The 21,564-nt window shown below is 42.2% G+C and carries 20 protein-coding genes, 1 other RNA gene and 3 pseudogenes; 7 read left to right on the forward strand and 17 right to left on the reverse strand.

The window, feature by feature from the left end:
- Positions 1-166: 166 nt before the first annotated feature.
- The 3 genes from B9L23_RS11670 to B9L23_RS11680 are packed head-to-tail and all read right to left on the reverse strand — an operon-like array spanning position 167 to position 4,123.
- Entirely contained in the window at positions 167-1,267 is a 1,101-nt protein-coding gene (locus B9L23_RS11670) for a GerAB/ArcD/ProY family transporter (protein ID WP_081189321.1), read from the reverse strand.
- A 13-nt stretch (positions 1,268-1,280) separates the two neighbouring features.
- On the reverse strand, positions 1,281-2,489 hold the full coding sequence (locus B9L23_RS11675) for a Ger(x)C family spore germination protein (RefSeq protein ID WP_081189322.1): 1,209 nt from the start codon (positions 2,487-2,489) through the stop codon (positions 1,281-1,283).
- Positions 2,486-4,123, reverse strand: a complete 1,638-nt coding sequence (locus B9L23_RS11680; protein WP_089097707.1) for a spore germination protein — start codon at positions 4,121-4,123, stop codon at positions 2,486-2,488. Before B9L23_RS11680 ends, B9L23_RS11675 begins: the two co-directional genes overlap by 4 nt.
- 128 nt (positions 4,124-4,251) lie before the next feature.
- Here B9L23_RS11680 and B9L23_RS11685 point away from each other — a divergent pair, with 128 nt between their 5' ends.
- Positions 4,252-4,476: a YczF family membrane protein gene (locus B9L23_RS11685; protein WP_089097708.1), complete on the forward strand. Its 225-nt coding sequence runs from the start codon at positions 4,252-4,254 to the stop codon at positions 4,474-4,476.
- A 35-nt stretch (positions 4,477-4,511) separates the two neighbouring features.
- Here B9L23_RS11685 and B9L23_RS11690 read toward each other — a convergent pair.
- The 7 genes and pseudogenes from B9L23_RS11690 to B9L23_RS11720 form a co-directional block, all read right to left on the reverse strand.
- Positions 4,512-5,717: pseudogene (locus B9L23_RS11690) on the reverse strand (heavy metal translocating P-type ATPase); the annotation flags it as partial.
- Positions 5,718-5,840: 123 nt separating this feature from the next.
- Positions 5,841-6,389 (reverse strand): annotated as a pseudogene (locus B9L23_RS11695) (nuclease/transposase family protein); the annotation flags it as partial.
- Between the two features lie 134 nt (positions 6,390-6,523).
- Positions 6,524-6,871: a cation transporter gene (locus B9L23_RS21395; RefSeq protein WP_281255490.1), complete on the reverse strand. Its 348-nt coding sequence runs from the start codon at positions 6,869-6,871 to the stop codon at positions 6,524-6,526.
- Positions 6,861-7,226, reverse strand: a complete 366-nt coding sequence (locus tag B9L23_RS11705) for an ArsR/SmtB family transcription factor (RefSeq protein ID WP_089097709.1) — start codon at positions 7,224-7,226, stop codon at positions 6,861-6,863. The genes B9L23_RS21395 and B9L23_RS11705 overlap by 11 nt, the downstream gene beginning before the upstream one ends.
- 128 nt (positions 7,227-7,354) lie before the next feature.
- A complete protein-coding gene (locus B9L23_RS11710) occupies positions 7,355-9,070 on the reverse strand; it encodes a DUF6449 domain-containing protein (RefSeq protein ID WP_089097710.1) in 1,716 nt (571 codons plus the stop codon).
- Complete coding sequence (locus B9L23_RS11715) at positions 9,045-9,944, reverse strand: ABC transporter ATP-binding protein (RefSeq protein WP_089097711.1); 900 nt, start codon at positions 9,942-9,944, stop codon at positions 9,045-9,047. Before B9L23_RS11715 ends, B9L23_RS11710 begins: the two co-directional genes overlap by 26 nt.
- On the reverse strand, positions 9,910-10,326 hold the full coding sequence (locus B9L23_RS11720) for a GntR family transcriptional regulator (RefSeq protein ID WP_089097712.1): 417 nt from the start codon (positions 10,324-10,326) through the stop codon (positions 9,910-9,912). Before B9L23_RS11720 ends, B9L23_RS11715 begins: the two co-directional genes overlap by 35 nt.
- A gap of 243 nt (positions 10,327-10,569) precedes the next feature.
- Between B9L23_RS11720 and B9L23_RS11725 the strand changes: the two genes are divergently transcribed.
- A complete protein-coding gene (locus B9L23_RS11725) occupies positions 10,570-11,826 on the forward strand; it encodes a sensor histidine kinase (RefSeq protein ID WP_089097713.1) in 1,257 nt (418 codons plus the stop codon).
- Between the two features lie 45 nt (positions 11,827-11,871).
- On the opposite strand, the gene B9L23_RS11730 is transcribed toward B9L23_RS11725, so the two are convergent.
- The gene (locus B9L23_RS11730) at positions 11,872-12,801 is read right to left on the reverse strand and encodes a DMT family transporter (RefSeq protein WP_089097714.1); all 930 of its coding nucleotides are present in this window, start codon (positions 12,799-12,801) and stop codon (positions 11,872-11,874) included.
- Positions 12,782-13,714: a DMT family transporter gene (locus tag B9L23_RS11735; RefSeq protein WP_062754735.1), complete on the reverse strand. Its 933-nt coding sequence runs from the start codon at positions 13,712-13,714 to the stop codon at positions 12,782-12,784. The genes B9L23_RS11730 and B9L23_RS11735 overlap by 20 nt, the downstream gene beginning before the upstream one ends.
- 310 nt (positions 13,715-14,024) lie before the next feature.
- On the opposite strand from B9L23_RS11735, the gene B9L23_RS11740 reads away from it, so the two are divergent.
- From B9L23_RS11740 to B9L23_RS11755, 4 genes are all read left to right on the forward strand, one after another.
- Positions 14,025-15,110 carry a GerAB/ArcD/ProY family transporter gene (locus B9L23_RS11740; RefSeq protein WP_081189339.1) on the forward strand — a complete coding sequence of 362 codons (1,086 nt, stop codon included), beginning with the start codon at positions 14,025-14,027 and terminating at the stop codon, positions 15,108-15,110.
- Between the two features lie 2 nt (positions 15,111-15,112).
- Positions 15,113-16,639, forward strand: a complete 1,527-nt coding sequence (locus B9L23_RS11745; RefSeq protein WP_081189333.1) for a spore germination protein — start codon at positions 15,113-15,115, stop codon at positions 16,637-16,639.
- Complete coding sequence (locus B9L23_RS11750) at positions 16,636-17,778, forward strand: Ger(x)C family spore germination protein (protein WP_081189334.1); 1,143 nt, start codon at positions 16,636-16,638, stop codon at positions 17,776-17,778. The genes B9L23_RS11745 and B9L23_RS11750 overlap by 4 nt, the downstream gene beginning before the upstream one ends.
- 145 nt (positions 17,779-17,923) lie before the next feature.
- Positions 17,924-19,132 (forward strand): MFS transporter, encoded by a 1,209-nt coding sequence (locus B9L23_RS11755; protein ID WP_062677695.1) that lies wholly within the window; start codon positions 17,924-17,926, stop codon positions 19,130-19,132.
- A gap of 107 nt (positions 19,133-19,239) precedes the next feature.
- Here B9L23_RS11755 and B9L23_RS11760 read toward each other — a convergent pair whose 3' ends face one another.
- Positions 19,240-19,455, reverse strand: coding sequence for a DUF6501 family protein (locus B9L23_RS11760; protein ID WP_062677696.1), 216 nt, complete (start codon positions 19,453-19,455; stop codon positions 19,240-19,242).
- Between the two features lie 162 nt (positions 19,456-19,617).
- Here B9L23_RS11760 and B9L23_RS20470 point away from each other — a divergent pair, with 162 nt between their 5' ends.
- A complete protein-coding gene (locus B9L23_RS20470) occupies positions 19,618-19,791 on the forward strand; it encodes a hypothetical protein (protein WP_169712565.1) in 174 nt (57 codons plus the stop codon).
- A gap of 28 nt (positions 19,792-19,819) precedes the next feature.
- On the opposite strand, the gene B9L23_RS11770 is transcribed toward B9L23_RS20470, so the two are convergent.
- From B9L23_RS11770 to ssrS, 4 genes and pseudogenes are all read right to left on the reverse strand, one after another.
- Complete coding sequence (locus tag B9L23_RS11770) at positions 19,820-20,014, reverse strand: NETI motif-containing protein (protein WP_081189336.1); 195 nt, start codon at positions 20,012-20,014, stop codon at positions 19,820-19,822.
- A gap of 138 nt (positions 20,015-20,152) precedes the next feature.
- A complete protein-coding gene (locus B9L23_RS21775) occupies positions 20,153-20,239 on the reverse strand; it encodes a DUF2639 domain-containing protein (RefSeq protein WP_223812279.1) in 87 nt (28 codons plus the stop codon).
- Positions 20,240-20,355: 116 nt separating this feature from the next.
- Positions 20,356-21,069 (reverse strand): annotated as a pseudogene (locus tag B9L23_RS21550) (transglycosylase domain-containing protein); the annotation flags it as partial.
- A gap of 105 nt (positions 21,070-21,174) precedes the next feature.
- Positions 21,175-21,366, reverse strand: a non-coding RNA gene (gene ssrS, locus B9L23_RS11785) — 6S RNA.
- Positions 21,367-21,564 lie beyond the last annotated feature (198 nt).

The raw sequence follows: 21,564 nt of genomic DNA on the forward strand, positions 1-21,564 counted from the left end.
AATATTTTAATTAAGCAAAAATACATAAAATTCCTTCTTATGATAAAAGGCCACCTTCAAAAAAGGAGACCAGTTTTCCCGAAAATAAAAAGTTGTCTTTTTATCTATTTCGATTATCACACTTTTTTTCCTGCTTTTTTTCATCATAAAAGATCAGATATTTTCTTCAAGATCGTTTGAAATAACGATGACGGATAGCGGCAATAATGAGCAAGCATAACGGAATGATAATTTGCAGTGGTACATGCATATAAATTGTCACCATTTTCAATCCTTCTGTAATATGTTCCGGATAGTTGCTCGCAATGGCGATCGATAACAGCAAAACCATTAGCCCAAACGGATATACAAGACGCTGATAATTTTGAATACGAAATAAATTCGCTGTTCCGATCACCGCAGCATAGAAAAATACGGATATTTTAAAAAATCCGCCGATAATAAGAGCAATCATAAATAATACATCAAGACGTTCCAAAAAATTCGCAACTTGAATCCTCCGTATCGTGTCTAAAAGCGGAAATGTAGAACGAGCGACAACATCCGCTCCAAGTACAGTAACGTTGATCGTCATAATCATTGCCAAATTAAGACCGCTCAACACCATGCCTGTTATCGCAGCTTGTTTCATTTTTTCCGGGTTGTTCATATATGGAAATAACATCGTAAAAACAATCATTTCCCCGAATGGAACGTAAAGCGTCTCCGTAAACACGACTTTCCATACCCGTTGCCATCCTTCTTCGAGCACCGGCTGCAGCCGATGGAGATCCACTAGTCCTGCGGAAATGACTAAGATAAACCCAGATACTGCGAGAAGATAAAGCACGGTAAGAAACAACCCCCCCGTCCGTGCAATGACCTCAATCCCTTTATAAACGCCATACATCACTGTTAATATCATAATCGCATTTAAAATAAAGAGCGGTGTTTCTGGATACGCAAATGTTAGCAACATCTCGCCGAAGTCGCGGAGCACCCGGGAAGCGATATAAAGAAAATAAACAATATATGCAAACGCCAAAACTTTGCCGATCCAAGGACCAGTGATGTCTTGTACATACGTAGTCAATGGAGCATTGGGATAATAACGATAGAGGCGGTAATAAATAAAAAACAATAATAAACCAAATGTTAAACCTAATAATATCGCAAGCCAAACATCTTGTTTTGCGCCTATACCAAGCGGAATAACGATAGCACTTCCGTGTTCAAACAGTATAATTAATACAAGTAATTGCCGTGCGTCTATCTTCGCTCGTTCCATCATTTCACCGCTTTCACTGTTCAAATATGTACGATTTAGTTCGTAATCCTGTCCGGCGAATAAACGCTTCTACCGTTACATTTACCTCTAGTTGAGGAAAATAGCGATCATTCCAGTCTGATTTCATGGTTTTCCATTGCTGCGGATAGGAACGGTAGACAACATCTCCGAACCCAAAGATATCCGTTTTTGCTTTTTTTGCTTCTTCTATCGCTTTGACCACTTCCTTTTTTATACTTGTTTCCGCTTTTTTTTCTAATGCAAAAATTTGCTTAGGATTTGCAAAATCAATGGAGACAAACTCTTCGCCGATATCTCCCTCTGCACGAATATGAACGGAAATGGACGGTTTTCCTTTTTTCATATGCGCCGCTACACTCGTTTTGGCACGAACGACTTTATAGGCAGCTGCTTCTTTTTTCTGTTTCCACTCGATAGTCACGCTCGTTTGTTCAATTTTATCAAGAATCCATAACACTCCTCGCGCTGTGTCGCCAGAAACCCATCCGACAAGTTTATCACCTTTAAATATAGCTAGGCCATTGACATTCAATCGCGCATCAGGTTCAGAAGCTTGCACGTTCGTTTGCCGCTTCCCTTTTGGTACACTTCCTACAATCTCCACACCGCTAATGATTGGTGCTTTTCCTAATGAAGAGAGATCATTAATTACTTCTCCTACACGAACATGAATCGTTTGCCCCCATATTTTTTCAGAAAATTGCAATGTTTTTATAATTTGATTTGCTGAAATTTTGTCAATGGGCGTTAATATTTTCAGAGCATCTTCCGCTGAATAGTGACGGGCGATCACAACCATTGCTGTCGAGCGAAATTGACTATTTCTCTCGAGTGCATCAAACAACCCATCGACTCCTTCTTTTGCCACTTCTTCACTAATAACCACTAAGTTGGTATGCGCATAATATATAAGCCGTGATAGTTTTTTAGACGCTTGCCGGCTTGCCTCAACGAGGTTATCTCCTGTTGCTTTGTAAATGGAAACCGGCACCCCGCCACTGCCTCCACCGCGCTGTGTCGAACCAGCAACGTTTCCTGGGTTGACGACTTGAAATGTCACCGCAAATTTTCCATCCTTCGTTTTATCAATTCCGACAGCGATGACAAATGCCAAATCGGTCAGCTCTTTTTTGCTCCAACATCCGGAAAGAACGGTTGCACATAACAGAAGTAAAAGGGTGATTGCCATTTTTTGTTTCATGATTGCTCTCCCTCATTTTTCTCCTGACGGTTCGAAGCAGGCGACTGAGGTCGTTGCTGTTTTCTTTGGCGAATAATATTTTTCTGGTTGATTAAACGTGGCCGTTCTTTAAACGCCCATGTCGGCACACGGAAAAGCGTATCGCCCATGTTGGATGGAATAAACGGAGCAAGCGGTGACATATATGGAACGCCAAAGGAACGAAGACTGCATAAATGAATCGTCATCACCAAAATTCCCATAATAATGCCGTAAAATCCAAACATGGCGGCAAGAAACATAAGCGCAAAACGAATGAGGCGCGCAGAAATTGCAATCGCAAACGAAGGGGTCGCAAAGCTGGCGATTGCCGTAATAGAAACGACAATAACCATTGCCGACGAAACAAACCCTGCCTCTACGGCTGCCTGTCCGATGACAAGCGCTCCGACAATTGAAACAGCCTGACCGACAGCACGCGGCAAGCGCACCCCTGCTTCCCGCAAAATTTCAAAAATTACTTCCATTACCAACGCCTCGACAAACCCCGGAAATGGAACTGACTCCCGTTGAGCAGCGATCGCAATGACAAGCGTAGTTGGGATCATTTCTTGATGAAACGTCGTTGCTGCAATATAAATCGCCGGGGCAACAAGTGAAAGAAAGAAAACAAGAACACGCAAAAATCGAAGTGCTGTTGCAATATCAAAGCGAGCATAATAATCTTCAACCGCTTGAAAAAATTGGATAAACAAAGCGGGTGCAATGAGCACAAATGGAGTTCCTTCAACGAATATGGCCACTCTACCTTCGAGAAGATTGGCTGCCACCACATCCGGCCGCTCTGTATGATACGTTGTCGGAAAAGTAGTAAATGTTTGATCTTCAATTAATTGTTCGATATATCCCGATTCAAGGACACTATCAATATGTATGCGGCGAAGCCGTTTTTTAACTTCTTCAACGATTTCGTCGTTGGCAACTCCTTTCACATACATAATAGCAACATCCGTTTTTGTCACTTCGCCAATTCTCATCGTTTCGAGCCATAGATTCGGATTTTTAATGCGACGGCGAATAAGAGTAGTGTTCACCCGCAGCGATTCGGTAAATCCATCTCGCGGACCGCGAATAGCTAGCTGTGTTTGCGGCTCTTCAATCGCTCGATATTCTCCCCCACTCGTACTTGCACTTAAAGCAAACGTCACTCCATCAAGAAGAATAATCGTCTCCCCTGACATAAGTGCCAAAAATAAATCAACCCACTGGGAGATGCGCTCGATTCTGCCGACAGCAGCTAGTTTTTTTTCCATAAAGCAAAACGTATCTTTCGGGGATAAGGTAGTCGGAAACGTTGCTGTCATAAGCGGTTCAAGCAAAAATTGATACACATTTTTTTCATCGGCAAGCCCATCGATAAAAATGAGAGCAGCACGAATCGAACGTTCTTGTCCAATCATAAAACGACGGATGACAATATCGGAACTGTTTCCAGTCGTATGGCGAATGATATCGATATTCACATCAAGCAGCGAATGAATCGGCTCATGCGGAACATCTTGGGCTTGGCCGCTTTGATCGCGTTCTTGTTGTGTTGTCGTTCCCTTCTTTTTTTGCTTTTCTTGTTGTTTTCGCAATCCCCACTGAAACAGCATCGTTTTCCCCTCGCTCCAACTCATTTACTTGCCATTATAGACAACAAAGGGGGGGGAATATACGATCAAAGAATGATTCCATGGTAGAAAACAAAAACTAAAGAAAAAAACAACAGTAGGTGGATTCAATGAAAGTGCTAGGCATTTCATTGTTCATTGGCAGCATTTTAATCGGTGTCGCCATTGAAATGGATCTGTTAATGGGCTTTACGTTGCGTCAATCGATGCACAACGTCTTTAACCCATTTCGTGTCATGGAAACACCGGAAATGTTTATTTTATTTTTCATTTTATTGTTATGGGTGCTCGATGTGTTAGCGGCGCTATTTCTTCAAAAACAAAAGAAAATGTAAAAAAGGTTTCTTGCCAAGGCAAGAAACCTTTTTTATCATTTGCTGACCGCGCCTAGACGAAGCAGCCGCAGCGAATTGAGCAATACGAGCAGCGTCGCTCCCATATCCGCAAAAATGGCCATCCATAATGTAAGCCAACCTGGAATAATAAGAACGAGTGCCAGCACTTTTAACAAAAAAGCAATCGCAATGTTCTGTTGAATAATGCGCATCGTTTTTCTACCTAACCGAATGGCATATGGGAGTTTCCCAAGATCATCGCCCATTAAAACAACATCCGCTGTTTCTAACGCTACATCGGTTCCAATATCCCCCATTGCAATGCCAATGTTTGCCGCAGCGAGCGCGGGAGCATCGTTGACACCGTCGCCGACCATCGCGATACGTCCTGATTGTTGCTGTAGCGTTTGAATCGCTGTCAATTTTTCTTCTGGAAGCAATTCAGCGCGAATATCGGTAAGTGGAAGGGAAGAGGCAATGGCCCGCGCTGTCGTTTCGTGATCGCCGGTTAACATGATGGTTTGAGTGATTCCTAGATTACGTAATGTTTCTAGCACAAAAGCAGCATTTTCACGCAGTTGATCAGAAACGGCAATCATTCCAAGCACCTTTGTTTCATCACCAAGCAGCATGACCGTATTTCCTTGCTTTTGTGCACGTGTGATTTGCGCGCGCACGTCTTCGCATATAGACGCATCGGAAAACAAGGACGGTTTTCCAATATAATACATGGTTCCGTTCACACGTGCTGCCGCTCCTTTGCCGGTCATCGCGCGAAACTCGCTTACTTGCAAACTATCGAATGATATTTGCAATTCCTCTGCTTTACGTAAAATGGCAGAAGCAAGCGGATGCTCTGACTGTTTTTCAATGGCTGCGGCGATTTTTAGCACTTCCTTTTCATCCAGATCGCCAAATGGATGAATAACAGTTACTTCTGGTGTTCCTGTCGTTAATGTTCCTGTTTTATCAAACGCAATCGCCGAAAGTTTTCCGATTTCCTCTAAATACGCTCCCCCTTTAATGAGCACCCCTTTCCGCGCCGCTTGCCCAATGGCGGTTACAATCGCCACCGGTGTACTAATGACAAGCGCACATGGACATCCGACGACAAGCACCGTCAAGCCTCGGTAAACCCATGTCAGCCATTCTCCGCCAAACCATAACGGCGGCACTATTGCAAGAAGGAAAGCAATGAGCATAATCGCTGGCGTATAATAGCGCGCAAAGCGGTCGGTGAACTACCCCCACTTAATTTTCTAGCGAAAATTTGAAGTGGGGGCTTCCAAAGAAGTTTGACTGCTTCAAGCAATCCTTATTCTTTGAGGCGTGTCCACTTCGCCGCTAGAGCATAAGACACTCATTTGATCTTCAGGCATTTCATATTTGTACTGAATCTCAAAGAACCTGGCATGATGTTTAGGAATGATTTCAATCTGCTTAATCTTTTTGTCCAGTAACACAGGCGGAATCGTTATCGTGATAGGCTTATGAGTCTTTTTAAATAGGCGAGAATACGGTATCGTGAATTTGTTGCCGTCTATACGAATTTGACCAATGATTAGTGAATGAAAGCCATCTTTTTTAAGATATTTTGGGATACTGATAGCCTTGTAGTCATATTTGCCTTGTTTGGCTAGTTTTACTAAGCCAAAGAAAGATTTAAAAGCCTCATTAACCTTTTTTAAAATTTGCTGTGCCATGTTGCTGTTTAACAGCTTATAGTTTTCGTTCGTTTTGGCAAGATGATAGTTTTTCTCATAATTAAGAAATTCCTTGTGTTCAAAATAGTATTGTCTGACATTGTACAATCCGACGTTGTACATGTTCTTGGCAATATGGCACAGTTCTCGAAGAGTCAAGTATTCTTCTTTGGTCAAACCATTTAGCTGTTGTTTGATACAAAAATACATTTTTTCACCTCCCATCTAACTATATTATACTATATTTTACTGAATCTATCCTATTTTCAGCAAAATATAGTTAAGGCGATTCATCTCCCACTTACTCCGCTTCGCTTCGTTGAAGTGGGAGTCTTCTCGCCTAATTAAGATAAAATGGTCGCAATATGCCGTTCCCCGATCGTATAAGCAGCCACATAGCCGGCAAGGAGAAACAAAGCCGATATCATCACAATCACATTTGTTTTCTTTTTCCAAAACGGTTCTGCTTTCTGTTCTTTCCGCTCTGTTTCCGGAATGACGGTAATTCCGTCAAAAGCACCCGCTTTTTCCAGCTCCGCAATCGACGCTTCGCCGATGACCGTTAGCTTCGCCGCGCCAAAATTGACTTCGGCATCTTTGACCGTCGCAATGCTTTTCACATTTTTCTCAAACTTTGCCGCACAGTTGGCGCAGGAAAGGCCTTGAAGGCGGTATACATGTTTATTTTCCATCGTGTTCTCCCCCCTCTTTGGCGTGAACAAGCGCCAGTGCCACAAGCTGTTCGACATGGTCGTCTTTCAGCGAATAAAACACGAGCTTTCCTTCTTTGCGGTGCTTGGCGATTCCCATATCGCGCAAAAAGCGCAAATGATGGGAAGCGGTCGCCACCGTGCAGCCGATAATCATCGCGACATCACAGACGCATAATTCTTTTTCAAGCATTAACGCATACGTGATTTTTAAACGTGTCGCGTCGGCGAGCGCTTTAAACAGTTGTTCCACCCCGCTGATTTCATTGATGCGCTGCCGGACGGCATCCACTTTTTCCGCGTTAATGGAAAATACTTCACATACATCGTTCGCCATCTTGTCACCTTCATTCAAATATTCGTTTGAATATAGTATATTCCTTTATCAACCAAAACGTCAATTCATTCAAACAATAATTTGAATGTTTTTTCATCAAAAAAGGGAATCGTTGCGATTCCCTTTTATCATTCTGCATTCCCCCGGGTTTTTTCGAGCAGCTGATGATCTTTGAGCCATTTTTCGACATGAGTATATGTTTTTTTCCACATGAGATGAATGGTATCGCCGTCGCTTTGCAAAAGCTCGATATCCCCTTGCCATACTTTGTGGCTATCCAGCATTGCGCTTGCCGATTCTTCCATTAAGTCGGCTTTTAATGCTTCGATAAATGAATCAATTTGCTGCGGCTCGATGATCGTCAACGTTTTCCCGCCCGTCTCTGGGTGGTAAAAGGCGACTTGGCGAATCGGCGAATATCCTTGATCGCGGAGCAATAAATAATAATTTTTCTTATACTCTTTCGACTCTAAAATCGGTTTATAATAGGAAAAGTACGGTTCGCTAGGCACATTGTACTGGCGGATCATCCGCTTGCCGTTCTTTAGCACATAGCCGATCGCCACTTGTCTCTGGTCTGTAAACCGGGACGGTCTTGGCTGATCTTTGACTAACTGTTGGTGAAACGCGTAGACGGCGCGGATATTTTCTTTTTCCTTTAAAAACTGGTTTTCTTGCTCAAACGGTACATACGAACGTTTTCCATTCTCGACAAAATCATAGACGGAACCACCGAAATAGACTTGGCGGATATCCTCTAGCGCCGGCAGCCGTTTTTCATATCCGGTTATATCCAGATGAACCAAAATGCCAATGACCACCATCGCCGCGGCAAAATAAGCGTACCCTTTCCACTTATGGAAAACGCGCCACGTTTTTTCGATAATCATTTCGGCAACGAAAAAGCCGATGAATGAGAAGGTGACATATCCGAATACAATCCAGGAAAACTGATTTTGCGTAGCGCCGAAATAAAAACCGCCGACGAGCATCGTACAAAACGCGACACCATACTTAAAGATCGGACGGAGCGCCGGAAACGCCAGCGCCTGCGTCGCCGCCTCGCTATGCCGTTTTTGGTACAGCCAAATCGCTAAAATAAGGACCACCATAATCAAAAGCAGATAAGCAAGCGATTCGCCCGCTGTCAACGGTTCTGCTTCGAGCTTTAAATAGCGGAAAAATGGAACAATTGCTTCCAGGTTTTGCGATAAATAATAATCGGCCGGGAAGCCAACCAATAAAAACGAAGTATTGGTCAATAACAAAACAGTGATGCCTGCTGGAAATAAAAACAAAATATAAGTAAATACCACTTGCAGCGTCGACATGCCTGTCATTATGCCAACAAAAACAGAAGCGGCAAAAACAAACAGCTCCATGATAGCCGTTTCCCACGTCCAGCGAATGATGTCACCGATAGCAAGCGGCATGGAAAGGCTTAATCCATAGCGACAAACGATGGCAAGCAATGAAATAAGCATGATTGGAATGACAATAAGCATCACGCCAAACACAGCTTGCTGGCAAAACAGCTCCGCTCGCTGCACAGGCAAGCTATGCATAAAATCAGAGGATTGTTTTCCTTGCATGTAACGAAATAATAGTGCAGCTAATAGCACCGGCAGCGTAAAAACGATCATCGTTTGAAACTCTGCGGAAATGCTATATAAGTTTTTCCATTCAATGAAAACACCGCCATCTTCCTGCTGAGAGTAAGCCATCAATAATTGCAGTGGAATGGCGGCGAACCAAAGCAAGAAATGCACGATGCCAATCCAGCCGACGCTGCGAAGATTTTGCACCAAAAGCCCGCGATTAAACGATAATATTTTCGATGGCATAGCCGGCATCCCCCATTTCGTAAATGAAAATTTCTTCGAGCGTAAGCGGCAGGACATCAAAAATTAACGGCTGAAACGGCTTAATATAGGAAACGATTTCCTGCTTTCCGCCGCGCACAATGAGAAGAAGAACGCTGCCGCGCTGTTCTTCGTAAACGATATCAAGCTGCTCGGCAAATTGCTTTGGAATTCCATTCCGAAAAGCGACTTGAATTTTATGGATATCGGTTTTCATCGCATCCAGCTCTTTTTCAAACAGCATTTCTCCCCCATGCAAAATGCCGATGCAGTCGCAAAGATCTTCCATCTCCCGCAAGTTATGCGAAGAAATAACCACTGTCATTTCGCGCTCAGCGACTTCTTGGACGATAATGTTTTTCACTTTTTGCCTAACGACCGCATCGAGCCCATCAAGCGGCTCATCCATGATGAGCACGTCCGGCATCGTTGAAAAGGCGAGCCAAAACGCGGCTTGACGCTGCATTCCTTTTGAAAACTGGTGAATTTTTTTGCGCGGGTCGAGCAAAAATAATTCTTGTAATCTTGTAAACCGCTCCCGATGAAAAGATGGATAGACGCTTTCGTAAAACGCAGCCATTTGTTCGATTGTTGTCTGTGGGAAAAAATATACATGATCCGGCAAAAACATGATTCGCCGCTTCACTTCTGGATTTTCCCATACTTCTTCTCCATCAATGAGCACCGTGCCATGATCAGGACGGATAATCCCAGCCATCATCTTTAGCAATGTCGTTTTTCCGGCGCCATTGGAGCCGAGCAGGCCGTAAATTCTTCCTTTTTGAACTGCCATGTTCACTCCGCGAACCGCTTGAAAGCGGTCAAACGTTTTTGTTACGTTCGTCAAATGAATCATCGGTTTCTCCCCCTCTCTCCCCTTGTTCAGCTTGTTCGATCCATTGCAGCACTTCCTCTTTGGTCACCCCTAAAAAAAGCGCCTCGGCAGCCAGGCGGATAATATCGTGCCGAATGGCTTCGATTTTTTCTTGACTTGCTGCTTTTGGCTGCGGAGAAACAAAGTTGCCTTTTCCTGGAATTGAATAAATAAACCCTTGGTGCTCTAATTCCCGATACGCTTTTTGAATCGTGTTTGGATTAATCGTCAATTGTTTCGCCAACATCCGTACGGATGGCAGCTGCTCATGCGGCTTCCATATTTCGCGGATGATCATTTCTTTCATTTTTTCGACCAGCTGCTCATAAATCGGCTGGCGGCTGCGGACATCTAACTCAAACATCCCCCTCCTCCTTTCACTTTCTGTACCAACTGTACTATTAATAATAGTACACTTATAACAGACAAATGACAAGTACTTTTCATAAATGTAAAAAACGCAACGCAAGGCATAGTATTCCTTACGTTACTGATACTTTTGCACAAAAAAGCAATAGCAGCTCCCTTTTTCATAAAAAAGCTATTTTTCCAATCCCTTCTTTCCGTATAATAATAGTATGGAATTTTCATAGATAGGAGATATTATATGGGTTCTTACATAAATCAGCATGTATTGAACAATTTGTTTTATATTTTAGTGAGCGTATTTGTTTTTTATTTTATTTATGACCACGGGGAGATATTTAAAAAACGAACATCATACAGAGATGCTCTCCTTGCCGTTTGCATGGGGTTTTCGATCATTTTATGCATGAAATTTCCTATTTACATTGATGAACAGTGCGTTCATGATTTTCGACAAATTCCTTTTCTTGTAGGCACACTGTATGGCGGTGGAATCGTTGGCTTTATTTTGCTGCTGATTTTGCTGGCTGCTCGCTCTCTGATTTACGGGTTTGAGTATATTACCGCAATTGTATATATGACGATATTTGTTATCACGGTTCTCGTTTCGCCAATGTTCCACACATTAAAACGCTCAAACAAGCTGTCTATGTCGGTCTGGCTGACCTTTTTTCTGGCGATTCTCACCACGTTTCTCGCTATCATCACTGCTCATTTTCCAGTAACAGATGCTTATATTGTTTATTTCATTTTGCTTCCTCCGATTGGGATGCTGTTTGTGGTGTATATTATGGAAACATTAAAGGAAGCAATTGTGATGCGCTTAAAACTAGTAAAAGTCAAGAAAATGGAAGTGGTTAGTCAACTTGCGGCTAGCATTTCACACGAAATTCGCAATCCATTAACTGTTGTCAAAGGATTTATTCAATTGTTAAAAACTCCTTCTCTTTCACAAGACGCAAAAGATCGCTACATTCAAATTGCTTTAGACGAAATTAATCGAGCGGAAGCGATTATTAACGAATATTTAACCTTCGCCAAACCATCCTCGAACAAAGTGGAACGCCTGATGGTAGATGACCAGCTGCGAAAGGTCATTCAGATGTTGGCGCCAATGGCTCATATGAACTCGATTGAAATTGTTGAAGAGCTACAACCCGGCGCGATTATTGGAAACATTCAGTATTTTCAGCAGTGCTTTTTGAATTTGATAAAAAACAGCATCGAAGCCATGCCGAACGGAGGGACATTGACGATTTCATCCTTCTTGCATGGAAATCATGTCATCATTACGATTAAAGACACAGGAGTGGGAATGACAACGGAACAAATGAATCGATTTGGTGAGCCATACTTTAGTACAAAAGAAAAGGGAACCGGTCTTGGAACCATGGTCGCGGTAAAGATGATTCAAACGATGCAGGGAACGTTGCATATTCAAAGCGAGGTTAATAAAGGAACCACGTTGACGATTACGTTTCCTAAAGCTGCGAACTGATTCTGTCAGTAAAAGAGGGATGTGGAGCTAATCCACATCCCTTTCTTATGTTATAGATGTCGAGTTGGAAGATTGTCTCTCTTTTTTTGGAGACAATAAAAGAACGGTCACCATAATGCAAGCGGCTCCAATAGCTTGAAACAGGCCGAACGGAACATGTAAAAAAACAATCGAGGCGATTACGGCTGACAGCGGCTCTACACTAGACAGCAAGCTCGATTCCGTTGGCGATAAGTAGCGGATGCTTTCGACAAATAATAAAAATGCAAATAAAGTGCCAAATACAATGACAAACAAGATAAGCAGCCACGTCTCCACATCCCAGCGAATCGCCGGCAAAGGAAACGGAGGAAAAACGAAACACATGCCTCCCCCACCGATGACCATTCCCCAGCCGACAACGATGATGGAGTGCCACTTTTTCAGCATCTGTGCCGAAGCTAACGTATAAAATGCCAAGGCAACACCAGAAAGAATTCCCCAAACGACAGATATCAACGGCACTTTTAATTCTCCGGTTGAACCGTTTGTAATTAATAGAAAAGTTCCTAAAAGAGCCAATACAATTGCAAGCGCCACTTCTTTCGTCGGACGATGTTTTTGAGCAGCCATGGCGTATAACACGATATAGACAGGAGCTAAATATTGCAATAATGTCGCCGTAGCCGCATTGCCGGTGGCGATCGATGCAAAATATGTATATTGCACACCAAGCATGCCGAAAAACCCAAACAATAGTAAGCTTACGATGCTTTTGGCGTTGGCCCAGATCGACAATATCGCCATCCGTTTGCATGCCGCAAACAATAACAACGCGCTTCCCGCAATCATCATTCGCACCACGACAAGCCATTCTGCGGTTATTTGCTTATGCTGAAATAACACTTGCGCCGCTGTTCCTGATAATCCCCAAAGCGTTGCACCGGTGATGACCATCATTAGACCTTTTATTCGACTAGAGACTTGTGCGAGCATGATTCTCCCCTTCTTTTGACTGATGTTGATGGATAGGAGACATAACGGCAATAAACACCCCTATGATAATCAGCAACCCGCCTAAATAAAACGAGGCGGTTATCTGTTCATGTAAAAACAAAAAGCCAAACACAGTGCCGACAAGCGGCTGAAAAAAGAAAAACAACGAGCCAATCCCGGCATCCATCATTTCCATTCCTTTATTCCAAAGAAAAAACGCCCCTGCGGTTGAAATAATCCCAAGATAAAGAATTCCAAACACCACTATTATATTAGGAAAAGAAACAGGTTGCTCATGCAGTTCCCAAAGCATAACCGGTGTAGTGAATAATAAGGCAAACCAAATGGCATATGTTGTGATCATTAAGGTCGAAAAACGGGCTGATGCCACTTTCACGTACACAGATAAAAGCGCCCATGTCAGCGCCGCCCCAACTAACATCATATTTCCCCAAAATGATTGTCCTCCGCTATTGTCAAAGCCGATGACGATGACAACCCCGATAGTAGCCAGCAAAAGAGCGATAACTTTTCTCAAGGTGACGGATTCGTTTAGGACAAATTTTGCGAATAAGACAATAAACGCCGGAGTCGCCGACGTGATTAATGCTCCTGTATGCGCATCGGATAATTTTGTTCCGATAAATTGCAAAGATATCGAAACAAAATAACCGATAAAACCGATCCACCCTAGCAAAAGCCAATCTTGTTTTCGAATGGATATCCTCGTTTTTGTTTTATATTGATGAAATTTTAATATCCCAAATAAAACAACGAACGCGATTGCATAACGAAGCCACACTAACGTAAACGGCGGAACAAAATCAAGGACGTATTTGCTGACAACGTACATTCCGCCCCAAATGCTTGCTGCCAAAGATAAACAGAAAGCGCCAAAAAATGTATTTTTCATCATGAAACAAACCTCCGTCTTTATAGGGATTAAAACCTCATCCTTAAGACAAGGCGTGGTTATTGGCTGCTCGCCTCGTCTTAGAAACAAGCAGACGGTTGGTCGTTTTCCAATAAATCGAAATACATTCTCACCGTTCCCACCTTTTTTCTATATCATTCCATTTTGTTTCATTGTATCAAATGATCGTCAAATACACATTACTATTTTTGCATATTATTCCATGTATGTTGCAAAAAAGAATAGGTATTCTGTTTTAGGAAAAAATAGTAACATGATTAGTAATTCATCCAAAAGAAAGGTGTCCGCCGTGAATAATACTCCGTTAAATACCGTTCAACTGACTTGTGTGTTTATGTTATCTATCGGGCTAATGAATCATGTCATCGTAGTCCCGTTGCTATTACAAGCAGCCGGTCGTGATGCATGGATTTCGTCAATCATAGCCCTTGCGGCATTGCCATTATGGCTTCCGCTGTTGTACTTTGTCATGAAGCAATCCAATCAAATGAATTTATTCTTATGGTTAAAAACAGAATTTAATCGTGCTATTGCATATTTCGTAGCCATTCTTGGAAGCCTATTATTACTTGTTATCGGCTATGTTACACTCAACGACACGGTTACGTTTACTACTACTGCCTACTTAACGCGGACACCCGATTGGGCCATTTTATTAATCTTAACAGTGATGTGCTTTTATAACGCATATCATGGCATCCCATCCATCGCAAAGACGGCGGTTATTCTTTTACCATTTGTTTTTATTTTTGGGATTTTAGTTGCGATCGCAACTACGCCGCATAAAGATTATTCATTGTTAAAGCCAATCATGGAGAATGGCTTTACTCCTGTTTTCAAAGGAATGATCTATGCCGGTGCCGGATATGTGGAAATTTTTATTATTTTATTCATGCAACATCATCTTCAAACTCGTTTTTCTTTTAAAGCTCTTTTCATCATTAGTGTTCTCGCCGCAAGCTTAAGCATTGGTCCAACGATTGGCGCGATTATTGAATATGGACCGAAAGAAGCAGCGAATTTACGTTACCCGGCCTTTGACGAATGGCGATTGATTAAATTAGGAACGTATATTGAATATCTCGATTTTCTTGCTGTTTATCAGTGGATGTCTGGAGCGTTTATCCGAATTTCCCTGGCTTCCGCGCTTATACCAGAGCTATTTCATGTAACGGATAAAAAAGCACGATTATGGATTCTGGCCGTTATTTATATCACTCTGTTTTTATTATCATTGATTCCGATCAGCGACGACAAATTTTTAGATTTGCTATATCAATTGGTTCTGCCGCTTTCGCTACTATCCATTCTATCTCTCTCTTTGTTCATTGGGATATTGGCACTCATTTCATATTTAAAGAAGAGGAGAGCTTAATCATGCAAATTCCTTCCAGAGCGCCGCAAGTCAGAAATAATCCAAATGATCATAGCGGACAGGAAACACTCATCATTTCCGAGCAAACGTTGCGCGATCATTTTTCTCATTGTAAAGATGTCGCGATTCTTACCTCGACGATTCAACCGGCAAAAACCGCAAGCGGCACGCTTACCTTAGTGTTTGTCTATTGTGAGGAGCTGTGTGACTCTCAGCAGATGAAACAGGTCATATTTCCAATGTTTCGCGAAATGTGCCGCGAATATCCTTGCCAGTCGGTGGAGGAAATTGAAACAAACAAACTGATGCCAATGGAATTGCTTGGAAAAGAAGTGCTGATCGATGATCTGAACTATCTTCTCTTTAGCGGTGATTTATTAATCTACTTTCAAGAAGCGGATGTTTTATATTCCCTTACGCTTGCCAATCCACCGAACCGCGACCCGGAAGAGCCGAACACGGAGGTGTCGATCCGCGGTCCGAAAGACGGTTTTATTGAGGAAATTTCGAAAAACGTCGCGCTCATCCGTAAGCGGATCAAATCCCATAAGCTCTGTTATGAACAATTTATCGTCGGAACAAGAAGCCAAACAAAAGTGGGATTAATGTACATTGACGACATCGCCAATCCCGAAATGATTCATGAGGTAAAAAAAAGAATTTTACAGGTAAATATTGATTCTCTTACGAGCACCAATCAGTTGGAAGAGCAGATTGGCGATAAACGGTTCTCGCTGTTTCCGTTATTTGCCTACACAGGACGGCCGGATTTTGCAGTGAATTGTTTATTAAATGGAAGATTTATCATCCTGCTAGACGGTGCTCCCACCGTCATTATTGGTCCAGGAAACTTATTGTTTTTACTAAATACATCGGAAGATAACGTTACATCACCTTTCTTCGTCATTTTTCAGAGATTCCTTCGCACCATGGGAATTTCCGTGTCTATTTATTTACCTGGATTTTGGGTCGCGTTATTATCGTTTCACCCAGAAGAAGTGCCATTCACTCTCTTAGGAACGGTTGTGCTTTCCAGGCAAGGAGTGCCGTTGCCTGTTCCACTAGAAACGTTTATCATGGTGGGGTTGTTCGAGATCTTTAAAGAAGCGGGCATGCGCTTGCCGTTAGCGATTGGGCAAACGTTATCGGTTGTCGGCGGATTGATTATTGGACAATCGGCTGTCAACGCTGGCTTATCCACACCAGGAAGCCTTGTTGTTGCGGCCATTTCCGTTATCGCCACGTTTACATTAGTGAATCAAAACTTGGCGGGAACCGTGACGTTATTGCGTTTTTTTGTCTTAGCCGCTTCTTCTGCACTAGGGTTTTTTGGGTTTATCGCTTCTTTATTTATAATTTTAACATACATGGTAAATTTAACAATATTCGGAATACCGTATCTTACTCCGCTCTCTCCTCCAACCAGGGATATTTGGAAAGTCTTAATCCCGAATGGATGGAAACAATTTAAAAAGAGAGCAGATTTGCTAAAACCGCAGGACGATACACCAAGGGGGGAAGCGAATTGAATTTCAAACCCGCCTTTCCCTTTATCATCTCTATATTCTTGTTAACAGGCTGCTGGGGAGCGCGCAATATTGATCAACTTGTTTATATTGATGCAATAGGTGTTGATTATAAGGATCATCATTTTATCGTTTATGTGCAGCTCATTAGCTTTACCGGATTGGCGAAAGTCGAGACTGGAGGCGCCCAAGAAAAAACCTCCGTTGCCGTTGGAAGATTCACAGGCGAAACGTTTAATATTGCAACCGATAAGTTGTATACTTCTATTCAACGAATGGTATCATGGGGGCATGTGAAAAGTATCGTGTTTACAAAAAGAGCCTTGAAGAAAGTAGTATTAGAAGACGTCTTGGACATTTTAGACCGATATAACGAAATTAGGCCTACACTATGGGTTTATGCGACAGATGAGCCATTAAAAAAAATTTTTGAGGCAACACCACTTTTGCATACAACTCCATTCTATTCTTTGTTATCCAATCCTGAGGAGCTTTTTCAACAAAGTTCATTTATTCGGCCGATTCGTTTAAATCGCTTTGTCGCTGATATGAATGAAGATTCAAAAACTGCACGACTCCCTTATCTCAACATTGCTTCGCGTAGTTGGGCGGAAAATGAAAAAGAAAAACCGATGTTAAATGTAAAAGGAATTTGCTTTGTTGACCATTATGAGCTTCAACAATGTATCGATCGTTCCAAGTTGCTGGGAATCAGGTGGATGGAAAAAGATATAAGCAGAACTCCCATTTATGTAAAAAAAGGAAACAAAGTGGTCGCATCGATCGTCATTCTTAAACCTAAATCCAAAATTTCCTACCAAATCAAAGGAAATACTCCCGTGTTTAACATCAAGGTATCCGGCAAAGGAAGTGTAGTGGAGTTAAGAGAAAAATTAACGGAAAAACAATTAATTCGCTTGGCGCAAAAAACGGTGGAAGAGGAAATAAGAAGCCTCTACAAATTGGGGCTGAAATACGATATGGATATCCTTAACCTCTCTGAAGCGATGTATCGCAAAAAACCAGAAGATTGGAAGAAGTTTTCCGAAAACGGAAAGATTCCATTAACAGACGAAAATTTAAAAAAGATTAAAGTAAAAATTTCCATTGATACGTCTGGAAAAGAGAAATTTAGACAGTGATGCATCTTCGATCATTTTTGGCTAGAACGTAAACATATGTTATTGCAATCACCTTCAAATGGGTTATAATGGAATAAAGAATAAATGGCTCCCTTCGCTTTAAGCGAAGGGGATTTTTTTTGAAAACGATAAGGGGGATGGAGAAATGCAAGTGAATGTCCAACGTGTCACGGGGGTGCAAACAACCGTATATCCCATTTTAATCGCGATTAGTTTAGGCCATTTATTGAATGACTCGATGCAAGCGGTCGTTCCGGCGTTGTTTCCGATTTTAGAGGCATCCATGAATTTATCGTATACTCAAATTGGATGGATCGCCTTTACCTTAAATATGACCTCTTCGGTGATGCAACCGGTTGTTGGCTTTTTTACGGACCGAACCCCCTCTCCTTACTTCCTACCGCTCGGAATGGCAGCGAGCTTGCTTGGCATGGTTGGGCTTGCGTTTGCACCGCATTTTTTCTTTGTTTTATTATCCGTCTTGTTTGTAGGGTTCGGCTCAGCGATTTTTCATCCCGAAGGGTCGCGCGTTGTATATTTTGCCGCAGGAGCAAAAAGAGGATTTGCCCAATCCATTTATCAAGTGGGTGGGAATACGGGAAATGCCCTTGCTCCATTATTTACAGCACTGATTTTTGTTCCGTTTGGGCAAAAAGGCGCAGCTTGGTTCACCGCGATTGCTGCTTTTGGCATCGTTCTTTTGTTTCGCGTGTCGCGCTGGTATTCGCTCCGTCTTAAAGAATACGAAACGGTTCAGAAACAAACCAAGGCAGAAAAAGGCGATGTCAAAAAGCAACGAAATATCATGTTTGCCTTAACGCTATTAATCTTTTTAGTGTTTGCAAGGTCATGGTACTCGGCCGGCATTTCCAATTATTATCAATTTTATTTGATGAAACACTATCATGTGCCGATTCAAGAAGCACAAGTTTATTTGTTTGTTTTTATGATCGCCGGAGCCATCGGGACATTTGTAGGCGGGCCGCTGGCGGATCGATTTGGAAAACGAAATTTAATGTTGTTTTCGACGCTCGGCACGGCGCCGTTTGCCCTCATGCTTCCATATCTTCCACTTGCATGGGTACTGCCTGTCATTTTTCTTGCCGGTTTTATTTTATCATTAAGTTTTTCCACATTTGTCGTGTATGCCCAAGAATTGCTTCCCGGAAATGTCGGCATGGCGTCGGGGCTGATCGTTGGCCTTGCGTTTGGGATGGGAGCGCTTGGGGCCGTGGTTCTTGGAAAAATTGCTGATTTGTATAATTTAAATACTCTTATGATATTATGCAGTTTCCTTCCGCTGTTTGGGGTGCTTACATGGTGGTTGCCGAAAGAGAAATCGTTCGCTTCCTAATAGGCGAAAAGGCAGTCTTCTTTGATAAAAGAAGACTGCCTTTATAGCTTGATAGCATTCATCGAGCAATGATCTCACGATTCATAGAACGCTGAATTTGCCTGCCCTTACTTCGCCTCTTGCACTTCCTCGAAATAGTCTTTATAAAATCCGCCAATTTTTCCGGTATTATCAATAATAAAATAAAACTCTTCAGTTTCGTTTTTCACTTCATATATTTTCCCTGGTGTTAACACATGATTAACGATGTATTTTTCCGCGTTTGTATGTACACATTTCACTTTTTTTAACGTTGGGCGTTCTAACCAAGTACGATGAATCATGTTCGACTCTCCTTTTTCTGTCATCATTACTATTCCCATTTTAACGATATTTCGATTTGGCTGCAATATCCATAAAAAATGAACCATTCATAATTTTTGATGAATGGGAGTGGGGTTGGGCATGCTATGGATGGAAGTTTTGAAAATATGGGAGGAGACACGATGGAAAAACACCCGAGCAAACGTCAATTCCAACAAGATTTAGATCAATACAACATGGATAACGTGATCAACGCGCCAAAAAACTACGTATATCGAGTCGGATACGAAGCATCCAGCGGCAATCCGGCCGGGAATCATGATGAAGCGAAAAAAACGCACGATTTGCAGCAATAAACGAGAATGCCTATTTTGGTATTCTCGTTTATTCATTTAAGACAGCTTCAAACTCGATGATTCTTCCACATGGTTCAATGACCGTTTCTCCATTTTTCTTCACTTCACGGAAAATCGGCCGTTCCATGCGGCGAATCGGGCGATATCCTTCAGCTTTTATACGCTCCAGACATTGGTCAATCGTCTCATGTTCTTCGACGACAAATCTTTTTTTTATTACCATCAATCAACCTCCCTTCCTTTTTATGATGACCTATTTTGGCGCAAAAAACAAACCGAACGATTGTATCGTTCGGTTATCGATTTTGTTTTACATATTTTTGATACAGTCCATATAATAATATAGCTGTTTTATATGTTTCTAATTTTTTCTTTCCACCGGATGATAGCGAATTCCCGCCTCTTTCAACTGCTGGACGAGCCAGCCTTTCGAACCGAAATAAGCCATAGACCTCCTTTCTTGGCGCGCAAAAACGTTTGTGCATCCATATATCCTTGTTCCTTCATCAGCTGAAGCACAACGTTTCTTCTGGCAATCGCTTTTTCATAATGGCTGACTGGCGATAAAGCGGACGGGGCTTTAATCAGCCCTGCTAACAACGCGGATTCGCTTACCGTTAATTCGGAAACATCTTTTCCAAAATAGGTCTCCGCCGCTTTTTTAATGCCCCATGCTCCTTCGCCAAAGTAAACACGGTTGACGTACATTTCTAAAATCTCTTTTTTCGAATACGTTCGCTCGATTTTTTTCGCGATAAACCATTCTTCCCATTTGCGATGCAACGTTTTTTCATTCGTTAAAAACACGTTTTTTGCTAACTGCTGTGTAATGGTGCTTCCGCCTTCCGCCCATTCTAAAGCTTTCATATTGTGGACGAGCGCCCGCAAAATACCGAAATAATCAATTCCTTCATGATCATAAAAACGGCGGTCTTCCGTGGCGACGATCGCTTCTAAAAAGTGGTTTGGAATGCGCTCTATCGATACGGCTTCCATCTTGGATGCGGAAATTTTACTCGCCACGCGGCCGTTTTGATCATAAATAATGGTTGGAGCAGGCAGCGGATGATCAAGTTTGCTAATATCTCTAAGTCGCAATATACGCTTGAACGGCAATGTAGCTGCCAATAAGGAAAAGAGCAACAATGATTCCCGCTCTCTTCCAATATGATTTCCTCTTGTTTTTTCTCGTTTGCCATCGGCTTTGTTCCAACCGAATCCCCCTTTTTCTTTCACTTTTATACGATTCGAAACATCACCCCATTTTTCGTACATCATAGATAACGATAATAAGAAAAGAGGAAGAGTTTCGGCTTTCAATAAAAATATCCATGAGAAAAGCCGATCTCTATGTAAGAGATCGGCTTTTTCATTTTCACATGCATATTGCCGCGTTTGCCGTTGGTTGAATGCAGTTTCTCAACCACACTCCACCAGGTGGGTGTTCGCAGAAACGTTCCTGTCGTCCTCGATCCTACCAAAGTAGGGAGGCATGACATTCCCGTTTCGATATAGAACTCCCTTTCTATTGCCATCGGTTGAAACTTCATTCTTCAACGTGCAACGCAGCAGATGATTTTTGGTGATTATTATAATACAAAATCTTTTTTTGTTTTGCAAGGGGATAATTTATTTAGGATTCAGTAAAGGCCTTATGGAACTTTTTTTGGTTCGTTCAAGGAGAAGTAAATCCTAGGATGGACAATCATTTTTTGAATTGCACACAGAGAGGACACCAACTATCACAATGGGCAATAATTAATTCGCCTTATT

Source organism: Parageobacillus galactosidasius (genome assembly GCF_002217735.1).
GTDB lineage: Bacteria > Bacillota > Bacilli > Bacillales > Anoxybacillaceae > Parageobacillus_B > Parageobacillus_B toebii.